Genomic DNA, 17,608 nt, shown 5'->3' with positions numbered 1-17,608 from the left:
CTCTCCAGGAGTAGGGATATCTTAATTGGCTTTATCAGGGGGGTAAAGATAGGGGCCCTGAATCCCCCGATACATCATAAAAATTAAAAAACAATGTTAGTTTTTATCTTCAAAATTGATTTGATATTGTAAATTTAAAATAAAAATCAATATATTATACAATTGAAAGTATTTTAGTAACTTGAGTTTTGGTTGAATAAATCTAATTATTGCCAATATAAGTTATTATTTTTTCACTTAGATAAAGGTGTTATTGTTTATACATGTTTATAACTTGGAAACATATATTATAGACGATTAAACCTATTTAAGAAGGGATTTTTATTATTTAAGTTAAATTAAGAGTGAATGTCTGTCTTTTCGATAAAAATAAGTGAAATACACAGTTTATGAGTATAGTTTGGAATTATATTCTGATTTTTTTGTCTTTTTGAGATTTTATTTCTTTTTTAGTCTGTTTGGTTGATTAATGTTTTTGTGACTTTTTGATTTATTTTTTATATGTTGTGTAATATTAATTATTTTATATCAGTTGTTTATTGGTTTTTTATCTTTGTAAATATTTTAATACAAATTTTTTATCCGGTGAAATAATGCCTTGATAATGTGACTTTATCTTTATGATTTAATTTAAGTACAGTCGGTATAGTTTAGTTTTATTATAGGTAATGTTGAGTTTATATTATAATGTAACATTGCGGGAATAATAAATAATAATTGATGATATTTCAATTGGATTATTATTTGGGAAATAGTAATTTAAAGTCTCTTATATACTTTAACTCATAGTGTTATATTCATTCTTTCATTGAAAATATATGAATCAATAATTCTCCTGTTGTTCTTTCGCTTTTTCTGCCAACTGCGGAAAATCAAGGGCAATCCAGTAACTTTCTGGTACAGGAAGATCTTTCATTTGGCGGCTAGGCCACAATTGTAATTCGGCCAATTCAGATAATTTGTAGCCAATATATTGTTGTGGCAGGGTAAGCCTGAGTGGAAATTGCTGTTCTGTTGGCGCCATATTAGGTGTGCGATCGCTGTGAATATGGAAATCACGTTGAAGGATTAAGCGTTTATCAGGTATACGGCGTTTGCTGTCCCACCAGATACCATCAACCTGTTCAAACATTTTCCGCGTTTCATCGGGGGATAAGGCTTCCAGTTCACGTAGTGCCGGAGGCAGAATGGCTTGCATTGATAGACGATATTGTTTCATTGACGGCACTTGCCCTGCCAGTATTAAAGAGAGGGAAAGGCGAGCGCCTAATAGATTAGAGTAGAGATCTTCAGGAGAGAACGCAGATACTTTTTCAGAAAATCCCGGTACAGATTGATAACCATACCATTGGGCGATTTCATGCCATGCAGCAAGTTCAAAAGCCAATTTTACGGCTAGATAAGCACTTAGGGTATAGCGTTGTTCCATCGTTGCTGGTGGTGTGAATTGATAGAATTGGATACGGCGTAATGCCAATTCGCTACTGAGTTCTATTTGCCACTCTTCTCCAAGACGAGGCCAGATTTGACTGAACAGAAAAACCGCATTATCGGCGGTATCCCGTACATGGGAAATATCAATAAATCCGCCCCGGCGGGTATATATCATCCCCACTTTTTCATTACTGATCCCTGTTAATGAAGCAACGGTACCGAAAAAACTGTTGTTATAATTATGTGTGCCAAGATTATCGGCATCCAGCACATTACTTATGTGATAAAAAGGTACTGGAATGGTCAGTAATTCAGTTTTTAAATTATAGCCAAAAGCACAGCAAGCCCTTAATCCTTCGGGAGAGGGAATCGGAGTAAGAACCGGCCATGCGCGGGTTGCTTCGGCGGTTGTTTCACTATTTAAGTCAGGTTGTACCGGTGCGATTGAAGAAAAAGTTCCTTGGCATCCTGCAACTAACGTTAAAGCAGCAATCCATAAACGCAATTTCAAAACGCCTCTCCCACCTGAAAATAAAATCCATTGCTTTTTTTACCAATACCAAAGTCCAGTCTGACATTCATTTTAGGTTTGAATTCAAAACGATAGCCGGCGCCGATTGTGGGTAACCAGTTTTTTGAGCCAATATCTTCTGCATAATGGCTTAGGGTTCCCGCTCCTGCCCATAGAACAAATCCATGTCGCCAATTCAATTTGCGCCGATATTCCAATTGGGTGCTGATAACATTTTTGTCCCGGTATCTACCTTCATAATATCCGCGCATCCGGTTGCTATTACCTAGCATCGACAGCATATTCCAAGGCACTTGTCCGTCAGTGAAACGACCATAACTCTCAAATGCCAGTACGGACTTTTCATCTAATTGATAATAGGTGCTGTATTGCATATCAACGGTGTTAAACCGACGGTCGCTACCTAATGCCGGAGAAAAATGGGTATAGGTAATATCAAGAACATTCCCCTGATGAGCATTAGGCAGAAAATCCCGGGTGTCGTAGCTGAAATAGGCACTGACGCCCGAACTCAATATGGATTGTCCATCGTTTTCCGCTGCGAAAAGTTTTTTAGCGCCGTTATCAGGGTCTTTGGCGTGTAATGATGAAAAATTCCAGCCAGCGCCTAAATAGGTAGAATCAGCAACTCGATAGAGAACTCTGGGTTGCAGGCGAAGTTCTTGCGAGTGATATTTTTCTTTGTGATCATTTACTTTACCTGCTTGATATCCTGTTCCCCAATAATAGGTGGGAACGTTGTTCAAGGTACCGGAAAGAAAAAACCGCCATTGATCATCAGCAAAGAAACTGTAGTTATCAAATGTGAAGCCAAAAGCACCCGTTGAAGAGGCAAATCCATTCAGGGAAAGGGAAGAGATTTGGCTGGTATGATCATTATCATCTGGTCGATAAAGACCAACGACAGCAACGCCGAGACCGGCACCTAACTCTGGCGTATAAAAAGGGCCGGGTAAAACGCCCCAGTCAATCGCTTTACTGCTGTCATAGGTATTACTGCCACCTAGTTTTTCTAGCCAGCCATCGATTTTTTCCCTGCTGAGTAGTGCTTCGCCATATGAGGAATCAGAAATAAAAAGGCTGACTAGAGCCAGCCCATGTAAGGTACAGCGGATGTTCATTAGAAACGGAACTCACCTGAAATATAGAAGCTGTTACGTTTGTTAAAGCCAACTTCGGTCAGCATATTGAAGTTGCGTGTGACTTCCAGCCTTGCGCCAACGGTATTATTCCAGCGAGATGCAACATGCTGTTTTACTTTGAATTTCAGAACTGGTTCGTCTAATTCATTTCTTAACCTAGCGAACTCAGGCGATAAATTCAGGCTATCGATATCACCTTCAAATTCCTGAGTAATTTTCTGGTACATACCACCAGTCCAGATCTGTAATTTGGTATTTCCCTGCCCTGGGATGATTGGTTGGAATATAAATTCATAACCTACTCGTGGAGTGACGACTAACGCACTGATTTTACCATCTAAAATATCTAAGCTGGTGTAGGTATAATTGGTATCAAACGTACCAAAGAACTGGTTGTAGCCTCCGGCTAGGGTAAAACCGCCGCCATAGGTATTTCCTTTAAAATCCAATTTGAAAGGGGCGTCTTTTATAGGAAAAGGAACAGGAACAGAACCAAAGTTAATGTTGATACCTTCGATGTTGGTTTGGGATGTGCCTTTTGTCCAGCCATAAACGCCGTAAACATTCAGAAAAGGCAGAATCCAGGTATCCAGCTTAAGCATATGTGATTCATTTTTTTCTCTGGTTTTCCCTGTCTGGATATCTAACATTTTTTCAAAGCCAGGGTTGTCTGGTATAAAAATTTTAATATCATCTACAATGATATTCTGCCGCATATTCATATAACCATAACTGGCGCCAAAGGGTTCCGGTAGGTCATAACCTTTAGCTCTGGCTTCATCACCCCAAATTGGGAGTACCCGTGATTCTTGCTTATTCGGTTTTCTGGATAAACTACCATCAGCAGTCGTTTGGTTTCCGCCGGACTGGCTGACAGAGAGAGAAAGAATTGGGCGGTCATCAGCGTAGCTATAAGGGATTGCCAAGCATGATGAAAGAACAGCTAACTTGCTAATATCAGAAAATTTTATGTCAAAAAATTTCATAATAGGAAGCTCGGTTTTGCTAGTAGGGAAATTAAAGTTTTCATTTAAGGCTATTGATTTCTCACCGTAATATTTAAAGCGCAACAAACTCGGCAAATTAGCACAACTCTTATAGATAAGAAATATCATAAGATGCTGAAAAGTATAATTTTGCTGTATGTTTAATGAGCAGCTTTGTTTTTCTCAGGCAAAGATAGAAGCATCATGGTTATTACGCCACCTATTAATCCCCAGAATGCAGCGCCTACGCCAAGTAACGTCACGCCGGAAGCGGTGATCAAAAATGTGATTACTGCTGCGTCTCGTTGCTTTTCATTCTGTAATGCTTGTAGCAGGCTGCCAGAAATGGTTCCAAGCAATGCTAATCCGGCGATAACATGAATAAGCGCAGTCGGTAGAGCGCTGAATAACATACTGATTGAGCCGCCGAACAGGCCCGCTATCAGGTAAAACACGCCTGCCACGGCAGCGGCCATATAACGGCGATTTGGGTCAGAGTGGATTTCCGGACTCATACAAATTGCGGCTGTAATAGCGGCAATACAGACGGAAAAACCACCAAAAGGTGACAAAATGAGTGAAATGAGCGCAGTCCAGCTTAGCAATGATGAAACAGAAACGGGATACCCTGCGGCTTTCAGCGTGGCGATGCCGGGCGCGTTTTGAGATGCCATCGTGACGATAAAAAATGGGATACCGATACTCAATAGCGAAGAGAGTGTGAAGCTGGGGGCAATAAATTCAGGGGTGGCAAATGTGACTGTGGATTGTTGTTCAAAGTGAATATCTCCCTGTAAAGCGGCGATAATCAGCCCTGATAATAGTGTTAAGATAATGGCATAGCGGGATAAATATCTGCGTGTCAGAAGGTAAGTTAAACACATGCCGGCGGTCAGTACGAAGTTGATTGAAAATGAGGAAAAGGCATCCAAACCAAAGCGTAATAGAATGCCGGCCACCATAGCGGCGGAAAGTGCTTGTGGAATATAGTTTATCAACCGGGCAAACAGGCCGGTGATACCACACAGTAAGATCAGTGCAGAAGCAAAGATAAAGATACCAATGGCTTCGTTGATTGATGTTCCTGGCAGCGTTGTCGCTAGGAGCGCCGCGCCCGGTGTTGACCATGCGGTCAGGACGGGTATGCGGTAATAAAGCGATAGTCCCAGCGAGCTGATACCCATCCCAAATCCTAGCATACTTAGCCAGCCGCCGATTTGTAGGGGGGTGGCGCCGGCAGCTTCAGCGGCTTGAAAGATAATGGCTGCGGAACTGGTATATCCAACTAAAACAGCGACAAATCCGGCGGTGATGGCCGGAAAAGAGAGGTCACTCAGGGAAATTGCATGGCGCATCGTGGTCTCCATTTAAATTATTTTGGTTAAAAGCATCTGAATTTGGCTATAATTTAGTTAACTATCAGCGTAAAACAAATTTATCTGTAGTGAACTTCCTCGTACAAACTTTGATGACGACAATATGACGGTAAAACCTGCCAGAATTTCAAGTAATTTACTATGATTGCAAAGGTAAGGATTGCAAAGGTAAGGATTACAAAGGTAAGGATCACAAAGACAAGGATCGTAAAAACAAGTCAGTCATGATGAATTTCATTCGAAAAATTTGAAGCTAAAAATAACTATATTCTATAATTAATTCTTATAATTATATGGAGCCTGCTAAATGGAAAACTATGTTCGCCCTGTTTTAACGCTACCGGATAATGCGGAACGGTTATTATTGCACTCTTGTTGCGCTCCTTGCTCTGGTGAAGTGATGGAAGCGCTGCATGCCTCTGGAATTGACTACACCGTCTTTTTCTATAATCCGAATATTCATCCAAAACGGGAATATTTAATTCGCAAAGAAGAGAACATTCGCTTTGCGGAGCAACATAATGTGCCGTTTGTGGATGCGGATTATGACAGCGATAACTGGTTTGAACGCGCTAAAGGTATGGAATGGGAGCCAGAAAGAGGGGTTCGTTGCACCATGTGCTTTGATATGCGTTTTGAGCGTACTGCTTTGTATGCTTATGAAAATAATTTCAGCGTTATTTCAAGCTCGTTGGGTATTTCCCGTTGGAAAAACATGCAGCAGATAAATGATTGTGGAAAACGAGCGGCAAGTCAGTATCCGGGAATTCAATACTGGGATTACAACTGGCGTAAGCAAGGTGGCTCAGCCCGGATGATTGAAATTAGCAAACGGGAAAGATTTTATCAGCAGGAATATTGTGGTTGTATCTATTCATTGCGTGATACGAATAAACACCGTAAATCTCAGGCGCGGGATATTATCAGGATTGGTGTTAAATATTATGGTGATGAAGATACAGAAGGCACTTGTTAAGCTTTTCACTTTAATATGTTGAGGGGGGGATTTCCCCCCTGAATTTACAGTTTATGACGCTGTCAAACTTGTGTCATAACTATTGCTGCGTGTAGTGGCTTCATGCTGAAAAACTCAGTGAGCTTTCTTTGCTTCTTTGCTTGCTGCCTTCTGGTGTGAGTGCTGTTTAGCTGTAGTTTTACCCGATTTCTTCTCTGCTTTGGTATTTGCCGTATGGGAAGAAGTCACTTTGGTATCCGAAGATTGGGTTACGGGGGTGCTAGGTGCAGCCAATACTGCGCCAGAGAATAACAGTGATAATACAGTTATAGATAAGCCTAAACGTGTCATGATAATTTTCCTGTGTTTTAACTTTGTTTCATTTGCTGGAATACATTTTGAGCAACTAACTAAGCTACGTGTTATTCCAGATCTGTCTTAACGCACAGTGAGTATACGGGCTTGATCATTAATTCAGCAATTTAAGATAATGCCTTTTTATAGGTTTTTATAATTCGTTGAAGAACCGTTGAAGTTTTTGGGCATAATTTGCCTGATAATAGAGAGCGTTTATTTAAAGCAATGGGTTTTCTATTAACATGTATACTCCGGGTTTGGCGCGTTGTTCGTGTTCACTATTCATTCATAAGCAGGCTTGCACAAGCTGTAATTAATTATTATTGCGAGTCTGCTTGTATACTATTTATAGCTTATAGGAACTAATGATGTTCTTAATGAAAATAAAATAAACGTAATTTATTTATGTTTTTGGTGAAATGATTTATTTGTTTAATTTCAATTATATTCATTAAAATAATCTTTCTGAGGCTCTGGATATATATTAGGTGGAGGTTGTAAGTTATATTTGATGGTAATTTTCATTCAATTTCAGAAGGGAATAATTATCTTTAAAGCGTTACACCTGTAGTAATTAATTAACATAAGTATAATCTAGTGGAATTATCATATAATAATATTGTTTTTTATTTAGATAGATTAGAGAGAAATATTATTAAAACTAATTTCTAGGTCTTTTGTGGACAACGGTGAAAACTACACTATTATGAAATTGGCGCATTGAAATAATTAATGCCGATATATACCCAATGGATTTTAAGATGCATCGCGACGGCAAGGGAGCGAATCCTCGGGAGCATAGAGAACTATGTGACCGGGGTGAGTGAGTGCAGCCAACAAAGAGGCAACTTGAAAGATAACGGGTATAACAGTTTAGTAACTACATCACAGTCTATAATAACAGACTGAACATATTAACGCTCTATTAGGGAAAAACTTATACCGTTCATGATGAAAAGGCAATGAGCTGTCATGATAACTCATTGGCTGTAATCGGAAAAGTAATGTTAACCAAGTGGAGATAGATATATGTCTAAATACAAATTAAACCGATATTTATTAGCGAGTTCTGTATTGTGTTTTTTCATATCAGGAAATGTTATTGCCGCCAATCCTAAAATATCTGCATATTATCTGAGTGGGCCTGCTGCGCAGGTTGATACAAAAGAATATTATGCCAGCCTTGATAACTTTAAAAAATTAAGTAGAGATATTTCTAAGAACAAGAGTAACTTTAATACGTTGGTATTGTCTTTTGTTCAGCCTGGTTTTGTTAACTATGAAAAAAACAGTCTGAAATGTTCAGGACTGTTTGGTCATATTTGTACTTCTGGTCAAAGTATTAGCATAAAAGAAGCTGAAAATGCCAGGGCTGATTTTGTGGCATTAAAAAGTGCTATCGCTGATTTAAAATCTCATGGAATAAGTACTTATATTGCCGTAGGTGGATGGAACTTTAGTTGTTATCCGAAAATTTATGATATAACCGCGGGCAAAAAAGATGCCTGTGGTAATGAACCCGGTGCGGTTTATGATATCTTCCCTAATCCCCTGACCAAAATTCCTCGATTTGACAGTACTATTACGGGTAAAGAAGCAGATAAGGCATATAGAAATATTGTCAATTTAGCTGCTGATTTGGGGGTAGAGGGAATTGATGTTGATTATGAAGAATTCTGGCATGCTGATATTAATGCAAAAAGCTGGAAATTAACCCCTGACTCAATCAGGGTTCCCCCTAATAACAGTGAAACGCTTATTACATCAACTTTAATAACAAAGGGACTAGGCGGTTATGTTTATGATGCATCAATGAATATTGTTCCTGGCGCAGAAAAAATTCCCCGTGCAATGCCGGCAACCGTGGATAAATTCGCCGCTATTTTAAAATCTTTTTACACTTCAATTAATGCAGTTAAACCATCGCTTAAGCTAAGTACCGCAGGTCCTGCAACGGGAGGTATCCCGAATATGTCCGCTAACTGGGGAACCAATGCGAGGAATAGTGATATTTATGGCGGCGCTTGGTGGGGAGGCAATCTTTATGGTTTGATTTATAATACCGCTCTTAATTATCCCGATTTAATCAACCGACTCAGTTATATTGGTGTAATGACCTATGATTTAAGTGAAAAAGATTGTGGATTTATTGGCGGAGGTGAAACATATATTCCTTGTGACCTTCCTGGGCAAGTTAAGTATTATTATGGTCAATATATTAACTGGCTTAAATCAGGCAATGAAGTTGTTACCTTCCATGTCAAACTGAAAGGGGCGCGTAACTACGCTCAGGCATCAATTCAACCGCAAAAATTATTGGTTTTGCCGCCTATTACGGTTGGGTTTGAAGTTGGTAAACCCGCAACCGGTAATTTACCGCTCACCAAGAAAGCTCTCAACAGCATATTAGATGGTACGATCAAATATGGTAAAACGGGTCTCATTATGTGGGATCTATTTAAGAATGAACGTTATGACGGTAGTAACTGGAAAGATGAGTGGGCAACACCTAATTATCTTTTGTCGACGGCTTGCAAAAAAATAGGGCTGACAGGAGAGCATTATAATTGCGATAGCTCTGTCCCGACACCTGATCCGGCTTTTACCAAGAGAGAACATTGACGTTAATATTTAAAGAGAACGTTGGAACTTACCGGAAATATTGAATTTTCATAGTTGATTAGATACTGCCCCGCAATATACTGCGGGGCAACAGATAAAATAGGTAAAACTATGGGGTTCTTGATGCTGTATCGTTTTCATCCTCGCTGACGATAAACCACGGGGTGTACAGTTTTTCTCGCAAATATTTCTTAGCGGTGATGACCTTATATTCCCGTCCCAATGGATCATAAAGGTGGGTATCGGCAAACAGATCATCTCGGGCGCTGTCATCACTAACGTAGCGCCAGTCATTCAGAAAATAGGGCTGGTAAGTACGCACCGGTTGGCCTTTGTCGTCATATTCTGTGCGACCGGAAACGGCCCATCGGGTGTCTGTAAGGGCACTGACCAGAACGCCATTTGCATCCACAACCAATCCGCCGTCTTCTTTACGTTGCCAGGCATCACCGGGTTCATGACGAACTGAACTCTGGAGTAACCGGCCAAAACCGTCACTAAAACTCACCGTCTGTTGGTGCTGTTGTTGCGGATCGTTATCGTAGCGGTCAGTGGTGATCCCCAATACATGTGGAGGTAAACGGGGAATACTTGCCAATAGCGAGATGAGTTGAATCGTTAGATTCTGATGACCAACTCCCCGTTTCCCGCTCAGCGCACATACTCTCCCATCTTCGGTAATCATATGAGCGGCACGCAGTTGTGCCCATAGCGCTGCTGCCTCTTCTTGTGACTGAGAAAGCTGAGACAAAGATAACGACGGCATCCAGCTATCCACGGCATAGACTAAACATTGAGCAATGGGGAGTGCGCCAGTTAATGCCAGCGCCTTATCTACGGAGTCCGGTGGGGTAAAGGGCTGGTTCGAATAACCTGTGGCTTGTCCGGCTTCTGTACCCCAAAACCGGCTGGTGGTCACGCGACCTAGCGCATCCAGTGTCACAATATGTTGATTATCATTGATATCTGTCAGTTGTACCGGGGTTAGAAAACGATAATCGTAACTGGCTTGTGTCGTTAATCCAGCGGCATCCTGAGTCCGTATTATTACACAATGATGGGTATCCCAGGTCAGTGTGGTTTTCCCTGTCAGCAACGAGTTACGCTGAGTCTGAGGCCGCCAGAATTGTGTGGCATCACCGTAATCGGCATAGCTTTGCCGTGCTACCCATACTGGGTTTTCTGAACCAGTATTGAACAACCGTGCGACTTGCTGATAACCGGCCTGTGTCAGTACGGTATTCAGTTCCTGCTCCTCAATCACCCCTTCATAAGCTTTTAATGAGATGTCGTCCATCATGGCGGTTTCTTGGAACGCCGCCAGTGCCTGTAGTGTGGGCTTTTCTAGTGTGACTTCCGATTGACCGGCGGTATAAAACGTCTGTTGTTGCCCCAGATAAACGGCGGCTTTTTCATCCGCGAGCAAGCCGTCGGCTTTCAGCAAGACTTCAAGAGAGATCCCTTCGGCCGGAATTTTGCTTCGATCGTAAGTATAAACATCACGGCGTTGTGCATTTGGTAAGCCTAATCGCCAGTTTTCTCCGTCAGTCAGGTGATGCCAACTATTTTTTTGTCTCACCAGACGTAATAGTTGTTGTTGGTCATCATAGCTGCTGTCAAACAGGGTTTCCGGCAGGGTAGGCGGGTAGGGATTTACTGCCGGTTTTTCGCGGCGCGGCCAGGCAACATCGACACTTTGCAGTGATTGACCAAAGATATCGTGTTGCAACCGGATACTCTGGCTGAACTGTGGATCAGTGATGATACGTTCATAGTGATAGCTGCGATTTTCAATGGCGGTCACCCAGGCAGATAATTCGGTTGCTTTATCTACCGGAATAGAGCGTACCTGATAGCGTGATTCACTGACGGTATAAGGCACTGTTTGCTTATCCGTTCCGTCCAGACCGTAGAGCTCACTGCGTAACAGTTGGCCTTTAAGTGCCCGCGTCAGCCAGTTACGTTGTGTCTCATTGGGGGTAAATACTTGGTCTGTCTGGCTGGCGTTGTCCCAGACGGTATAACGGGTTTCAAATCCGCTATAAGCTTGAGTGTCTGCTTGCCAATATTCCGTGGCTAATTGGCTATCTACTTCATCTATCCCGGTGGCAAACCAGCTAATACTCAGTGACGGCGCCGCCTGTTCGGGGGCGGTGCCGTGGGAAAACGTTGTGGTATCGGTCTGTTTAACACAACCAAATCCTCTGAATTCCCGTTCTTTACCATCCCAGACGCCGTGGCTGTAGCTGACTTCGCTAGTAAGCCGGTTACCGCTAATTTCATCCTGAATTTCGGTATGCCATAGCAGATGCATTGGAAACGGTAAGTAACAAGCCGGGGATTTGCCCGCTTTGGCGATCTGTAATTTCTCATCCAACCAGAATTGCGCGGAACTGCGATAATGCAGGGTGTGATGTGCGCCGCGGTTATTGTTCATCACATTCAGCAACCAAGGTTTGGTCAGTGACAGGTCGCAACGCCAGTGATGTGGCGCTATATGCGGCACAGTCAAAATCAGGCTGGCTATCCCTAATCCCTGAATATCGGCGACTTGAAGTTGGCAAGTGTTGTCAAATTGTACGCCTTCTGGCAATGCTAATGTCAGTGGGGCATCAAACTGATTACCACTTTGATTGAGATAAATAAGCAAAGAGCTGGATTGCGCATAGATAAGGTCGGTGGTGCCGGAACCGTCGATATCCGCCAGAAACAGCCGTTCGGGATTGAAGCTATTTTCGGGCTGGCTAAATCCTGGCAGGTTTAGTGGTTGACCGAAACGGCCATGTCCCAGATTAGGCCAACAGGTGACGCGATTAGCGCTGATTTCCACCAGATGTTGTTGACCGGAACCGAGCATATCACTGAAAGCCACCAATTTGCGGGCGTCGGTCCCAGTGACGGGCAGGGTGATACCTGTGGATTGGGGCACATCTTGTCCTTTATGCCAGCCGTTTCGTTGGTTGGCATACAGACGCACGCTTTTCGGCCCGATTAACACTAAATCGGATAAGCCTGCCCCGGTAAGGTCAGCAAACTGGATGTTTGGATGAAAATATTCCACGGGCAAAGCATTGATTGGTGTAAAGTGCGTCCATTTTCCATTGGGCTGCTGGCTATGGTATCCGCGAATACCGGAGGCGGTGACGACCCAATCCAGTTGACCGTCTCCGTTGATATCCATCAATGATGCATTATCCTGCAAACTGGGTAGGGTAGGCAGTGGGGCGATTTTGTCGTAAGTGACGGCATTACTGTTTCCGCCTTCCTGACGTTGCGGAGCTTTATACCACCAGGCGCTGCGATCCTGATACAGCATACCCGGTAACCCTTCTCCCCGCAGATCAACCAATTGATAACGTTGCTGCGAGTTAAAATTATCTAATGCATCAAAACGTTGCCATGTCGGCATCTTTTCCAGATCAAACCGCTGCCAGGCTAATTCCAGTGGCGGCAAGGTGACTGGGCTACCATCCGGTTCATGGCTTAATTGACGGATGGTAATCAATGTGGTGACGCTGGCGTTTTTGTCATATTCCAGTATCAATCGTCCGACCAATTCCGGCGTGTCATTAGCGCCGGTTTCTCCGGCCATGAGCGCGGTACGGTGAAACATCAGCACCTGCTGACATAAGCGGCGAGTACGCACTTCAAAACCGTATTCATAGCGAGAGAAGCTATCTGGACGTACCGACCATTGCGCTGTACCTGTATCCCATGCCGGTACGGTATGAAGTGAAGTATCTCGCTCACCGTGGTCAAAAACCAGATGAAACAGCCACTCTTCCGGTGCCGGAGGGGCGTTATCCAGTACGAACAAGCTGGTTTGAGGTTTGATGTTACCGTAGTTCACCTGTACCAGATAACGCTGTGCGGTAGCATTAGGATGAGCTGTTTTTTCATTGTCGTCACAATGGGCTTCATCTTCGGCTCGGTATTGATAGCTGACATGTTCACCGGTTGGCGTCACGGTTTCTTCCAACAACCACTGGGCGATTTGTTGGTCATTTTGCGGGTTTGCCAGACAAGCCTGTGCGGTTTTCCCTAAGATGTGCAGTTGGCCGTCCGGTGATGATATCAGCCAGAAAGCGCGTCCTTCTTGACCGGAGGCAGGTTGCCAGAATTCGATTTTACTGAAATCCAGGATCTGACGGGCTTGATAGCGGGTCACGGTATAGGAGATTGGCAAGGTAACGCCTTGCAGCGTCTTAACGTCTTGACGAATATCAGGTTGCCCTTGGTCATTCAGGGCGATATTCATGACCTCGCCTTGTGGGGATAAGAATGTGTCGTCATTACCGTATTGTGGAATGCTATGTTGAGTACGTCGGCTAATGGTCATGACACCACATTGCCAGCCGATACCGAAAGGCCCGTTACCTGCACTGTTGCTGTAAATCAGCGATAATCCAGGAGCAGTCCCTCTGCCGGTCGAAAGGGGCAACGGCAGAGACAGGGTGGCCATTCCATCAGGGCCGGCAGCATTCAGTGCTTCTCCCATGCCATTGATAGCGCCGCCACCTTTGGGAAGTGACAGCGTTGTAATCGATACTTCTGGTGAATCCTGCATAAAGTACTCCTTAATAACAGGCCCCTAATAGGGACCTGTAATCGAAAAAGAAAAGAAATTTATGCGTCTCGAATGATGTAATTCAGATGCACAATGATGTCACTCAAATTAGCAGCCAACTCGTGTTGCGATCCCTCTTTACCTGCATGGAAAATGTTTAGCGCCAGCGTACCGGTTGTCGCATCTCGACCTTCAAAAGGCAGAAAACGGCTATCGTTAAAGTCGGTAACAAACCGGCCTCCGTCATTCACACCGTGTGATAAGGCGGCGATTTCCGCGCCCATTGCCAGCGTGGCTTCAATATCTTGATAGGGTCCCAGAAGTGTTGGCAGGGTGACGGCGATACGTTTAATGCGACGTTTCTTCTCGTTACCCAGGTTGTAAGAGTTCTCCAAACCTAGCTGACTCAAATCCAGTGTTGCCTGGAAGATATCCCCTGTTAGCGTCAGAGTGACGCCACCGGATTCAGGTACTTTCTCGCCGTTAAGCACTTTATTAATATTCTCGCTTAACGTCCCTGTACCAAACAGGGTATCCAGCGACACGGTGCGGATGGCTTCCAGACCGATGCCGCCACGTGCAAGCCAGATGGCATCCAGTTTCTGTAGCTCTGAGCTTAAACCTTCTCCCGCTAGCAACCCTTGCCATAGATCATTCCACATCGGAACTTGGAATAGACTGTCGCTGTCTTTTTCGCCTAACTCCTGTACTAATGCGGCTTTTGCCTGGAGACATATTGGCAAAGTGGAATCATACATTTGGTAATAGAGCGCGGAGAGACGACCAGCCATCCAGTTATATAACGCCTGTCCGGTAAAGCGGGTGGTTTGCAGGTCATAAATCGCCTGAGCATTCGCTTGTTCGGTTTCAGAGAGCGTGATCTGTTTTTGTGCCATCGTAATCTGCTCTTGCAGGCTTTGTATCTGGGCATCCAGTTGGGTTATTTCGTTGTCAGCAACATCCCGTTGCAGCGTCCATTCTTCCTGACGACGCTGATAACCTGCTGTCACTTCCGAAATGCCGGCGCTCTGATCTTGGATACCGGCACCCACTTGGGTTGCTTGCCCGGAGCCAATTAATGGCGCTCCCCATTCAGATCCACCGTTAGCCAGTCCGAAGACATTAGGTACAGCGTTGGCGATTCCGCCGGCAATCAGTAATCCTGTCGCAACGCCATTGGTGATCATAGCGGTGCTGCGTAGTGTCAGACCGGCGATTTCTGCTGCTGACAAGCCGCCGTTAATCAGGTCGCTGTAGTGTTTCTGGCGCAGTGACGCGCCATCACGGCTGGCCTGTAATGCGGTCAGGCTGTGTTGCAATCCTTTCAGATTATTTTGCTGTATATCGTGCTGTTGTTTCAGGATGGCTTGCTGTTGAGTCTGCAACAATAGCGTCATTTTTTCGTTATCTTGACGTTCTAATGTTGCCTGTAAGTTGCTGCCGAACTGAGTCAATAAACTGGCGGCAGTGCGGGCGCGTTCTACCAATAATGGATAGCGCCAGCCTTGAACACTGCCTTGACCGCCAGCCGGACTGCTGCCTGTACCATCTCCTCCGGCTTGTTGACGTTGCAGGGTTTTCGGATCTACCGGAGTGGCATACAGGGGTAAATTTAGCGGTTGACCATCCAGACTTAAATTGTGGCGCAGGTTGTACAGACGTAAGTCAAGCTTATCCCAGTAACCGAGCAGCACATCATTGTACGGTGGCAGGAAATTGCCGTCGCCAATATCGGCGGTATCGCCTGCGCTTAGCCAAGCGGCAAACGTCATCACTTCCGGTGAACTAAGTAATGCTGGCGTGGCAATGGCGTTTGCTTCTACACTCAGCGTCGGATTTGGCCAGGTATTGGTGGTATGGATATCAGGACGCGCTCCCAGTAGCTGTTGTGCCTGAATGTAGTACATTTTGGCTTCGACTAAAGTATCACGCTCAAGCTGACGGTAAGCACTGTCGCCGCGGGCAATCAACAGGTCAAGGGTATGCAGGAATATCGCCAGCTTGTAATGCATTGGATCTGCCATTGCGATCACATCTGGATCAGTGGTGGCAGGCTGTGTGGTATCCCATGCGGTATCCAGTTCTAATGGCATCACATTCCAATAACGTGGTTTACTGCCATCCATAATGAGCTCGCCGTTAGCATCACGGTAACCGGCGCTGCGGAAAATATATTTGTACCAAGTGTCCGCGTCTTCGTAACGCTGCTCGGTTTGCATACGGACCGCAATCAGGAACGGAATATGGAAGAAGATTTCCCACAGATAAATACCATAGGGGCCACTGAAATTATCGACCGGATTAGATCCGCCAGATTGTTTCTGAACGTCATAATTAAGTAGTGCATCAAGGCTAATATCTAATAGCGCGTTGAGATCTACATAATTAGGAAGGTGTAAATCAATGGCGGAACCAGAAGGTGGTGTAAATTGCTTGCCGTCTGATGAGAATGTGCCATAGGAGGTAAATATATATGCCGTAAGATTAAAACTACAATAATGGCTATTGTTATAGCTTATGCCATGACACATGCGTAACTTAATGTCTAAATAATCTTTTGAAGGTAAATCTGCACTTCCTGTATTAGTCAGACTCTTAATTACCGCCTGTGATGAGTCATAACATAATGTTACTCCGGTTGTTGGGGTAGCTCCACCAGTATTTTGTAAAGTAAGAACTTTTCCATCTTCTGAAATATTTAACTGGGCATCAGAACCATATTGTGAGCTTACTTCAGTTGTGCTTGATGAACCGGTTGCTCCCTGTCTAGTGTAATTGGTAAAAATAAGCTGAGTGCTTTTTTCCTTTTTCTTTGAAGTCCAGTTATAGTCACTATTCATAACCCAGACATTTTCAGTTTTAGATAGGTGATCATTTTCGTTAGTAATATTAAACCAGCGGATATGCAGCTTATTATTTTCCCAAAAGGATTCTACCGTATCTAAATAGGGCTCGCTAATCCCAGCATTAATTGCTCGCCACTCTGACCATTGATCCGGTTTCAGCTTACCGCTATCAGAGACTAAAGTTAATTTCCGCCAATAAAATGCATAGGGGGCATTTTGTGTACGGCCAATAAAGAAGATAGTTTTATTATCCTTACCTTGGCAGGCAGTAATATAGTCAAGGGTAACCAAAGTGTCATAACTAATGAGATAATCACGCAACTTAGATTCGACCAATTCACTTTTTAATTTCCCTTGAGAAATACCCTGTTCAAATGCGGTAAATATTTCGGTCTTATTCAATCGCAATGTTGGATCAATATAATCCCCGGCATAGAATTTCAACCGCTCCTTGCCAGCCCAAGTGCTATAACGGTGGTTAAAACTATCCCAGTTATATAAAAACTGCTCATCGGCAAAATAGGGTTTTGCTGAGTCAGCCAGTGTGCCGTCATAGCCTTCTATCGCACGATGGATAAACAGTTGCAGACTGCCAATTGCCTCGGACAACGGTGAAGTGGTAACCAGATCGCTAATTTTGGTATCCAGCAACAGATATTCATACAGATCATCAGCGGTCTGGATACTCTCTTTTAAATCTGCGGGTACTTGGGTAGCAATATAATGAGCAACCAATGCATCACGGCGCGCTTCTTTTAACGTTTGTGTAAATAAAGATTCAGACATAATCA

9 protein-coding genes are annotated in these 17,608 nt (G+C 43.7%); 2 read left to right on the top strand and 7 right to left on the bottom strand.

Features of this window, described 5'->3' with window-relative positions; all coding sequences use genetic code 11:
- Nucleotides 1-823: 823 nt before the first annotated feature.
- The 4 genes from OO184_RS17610 to OO184_RS17595 all read right to left on the bottom strand — a co-directional run bounded on the left by OO184_RS17610 (nt 824) and on the right by OO184_RS17595 (nt 5,449).
- Entirely contained in the window at nt 824-1,945 is a 1,122-nt protein-coding gene (locus OO184_RS17610; RefSeq protein WP_265380293.1) for a DUF4056 domain-containing protein, read from the bottom strand.
- Nucleotides 1,942-3,087 carry a BamA/TamA family outer membrane protein gene (locus OO184_RS17605; RefSeq protein WP_265380292.1) on the bottom strand — a complete coding sequence of 382 codons (1,146 nt, stop codon included), beginning with the start codon at nt 3,085-3,087 and terminating at the stop codon, nt 1,942-1,944. Before OO184_RS17605 ends, OO184_RS17610 begins: the two co-directional genes overlap by 4 nt.
- The gene (locus tag OO184_RS17600; RefSeq protein WP_265380306.1) at nt 3,087-4,079 is read right to left on the bottom strand and encodes a hypothetical protein; all 993 of its coding nucleotides are present in this window, start codon (nt 4,077-4,079) and stop codon (nt 3,087-3,089) included. Before OO184_RS17600 ends, OO184_RS17605 begins: the two co-directional genes overlap by 1 nt.
- A 176-nt stretch (nt 4,080-4,255) precedes the next feature.
- The gene (locus OO184_RS17595) at nt 4,256-5,449 is read right to left on the bottom strand and encodes a benzoate/H(+) symporter BenE family transporter (protein WP_265380291.1); all 1,194 of its coding nucleotides are present in this window, start codon (nt 5,447-5,449) and stop codon (nt 4,256-4,258) included.
- 328 nt (nt 5,450-5,777) lie between these two features.
- On the opposite strand from OO184_RS17595, the gene OO184_RS17590 reads away from it, so the two are divergent.
- On the top strand, nt 5,778-6,446 hold the full coding sequence (locus tag OO184_RS17590) for an epoxyqueuosine reductase QueH (RefSeq protein WP_049584551.1): 669 nt from the start codon (nt 5,778-5,780) through the stop codon (nt 6,444-6,446).
- A 114-nt stretch (nt 6,447-6,560) separates the two neighbouring features.
- Here OO184_RS17590 and OO184_RS17585 read toward each other — a convergent pair whose 3' ends face one another.
- Nucleotides 6,561-6,776: a hypothetical protein gene (locus OO184_RS17585; RefSeq protein WP_265380290.1), complete on the bottom strand. Its 216-nt coding sequence runs from the start codon at nt 6,774-6,776 to the stop codon at nt 6,561-6,563.
- A gap of 1,035 nt (nt 6,777-7,811) precedes the next feature.
- On the opposite strand from OO184_RS17585, the gene OO184_RS17580 reads away from it, so the two are divergent.
- The gene (locus OO184_RS17580; protein ID WP_265380289.1) at nt 7,812-9,404 is read left to right on the top strand and encodes a glycosyl hydrolase family 18 protein; all 1,593 of its coding nucleotides are present in this window, start codon (nt 7,812-7,814) and stop codon (nt 9,402-9,404) included.
- A 109-nt stretch (nt 9,405-9,513) separates the two neighbouring features.
- Here OO184_RS17580 and tcaC read toward each other — a convergent pair whose 3' ends face one another.
- Together tcaC and OO184_RS17570 are read right to left on the bottom strand one after the other, a co-directional pair.
- Nucleotides 9,514-13,971: an insecticidal toxin complex protein TcaC gene (gene tcaC, locus OO184_RS17575; protein WP_265380288.1), complete on the bottom strand. Its 4,458-nt coding sequence runs from the start codon at nt 13,969-13,971 to the stop codon at nt 9,514-9,516.
- A gap of 59 nt (nt 13,972-14,030) precedes the next feature.
- On the bottom strand, nt 14,031-17,603 hold the full coding sequence (locus OO184_RS17570; protein ID WP_265380287.1) for a Tc toxin subunit A-related protein: 3,573 nt from the start codon (nt 17,601-17,603) through the stop codon (nt 14,031-14,033).
- Between the last annotated feature and the right edge of the window lie 5 nt (nt 17,604-17,608).

Origin of the sequence: Photorhabdus aballayi (assembly GCF_026153155.1) — a bacterium.
Lineage (GTDB): Bacteria > Pseudomonadota > Gammaproteobacteria > Enterobacterales > Enterobacteriaceae > Photorhabdus > Photorhabdus luminescens.
Note: the sequence above shows the minus strand (reverse complement) of the source record. Positions and strands in the feature narration are given on the sequence as shown.

What these genes read in the sequence shown, in the direction of transcription:
- OO184_RS17605 (WP_265380292.1), bottom strand. Translation starts at nt 3,087, where the DNA reads ATGAACATCCGCTGTACCTTACATGGGCTGGCTCTAGTCAGCCTTTTT.
- OO184_RS17595 (WP_265380291.1), bottom strand. Translation starts at nt 5,449, where the DNA reads ATGCGCCATGCAATTTCCCTGAGTGACCTCTCTTTTCCGGCCATCACC.
- OO184_RS17590 (WP_049584551.1), top strand. Translation starts at nt 5,778, where the DNA reads ATGGAAAACTATGTTCGCCCTGTTTTAACGCTACCGGATAATGCGGAA.
- OO184_RS17585 (WP_265380290.1), bottom strand. Translation starts at nt 6,776, where the DNA reads ATGACACGTTTAGGCTTATCTATAACTGTATTATCACTGTTATTCTCT.
- OO184_RS17580 (WP_265380289.1), top strand. Translation starts at nt 7,812, where the DNA reads ATGTCTAAATACAAATTAAACCGATATTTATTAGCGAGTTCTGTATTG.
- tcaC (WP_265380288.1), bottom strand. Translation starts at nt 13,971, where the DNA reads ATGCAGGATTCACCAGAAGTATCGATTACAACGCTGTCACTTCCCAAA.
- OO184_RS17570 (WP_265380287.1), bottom strand. Translation starts at nt 17,603, where the DNA reads ATGTCTGAATCTTTATTTACACAAACGTTAAAAGAAGCGCGCCGTGAT.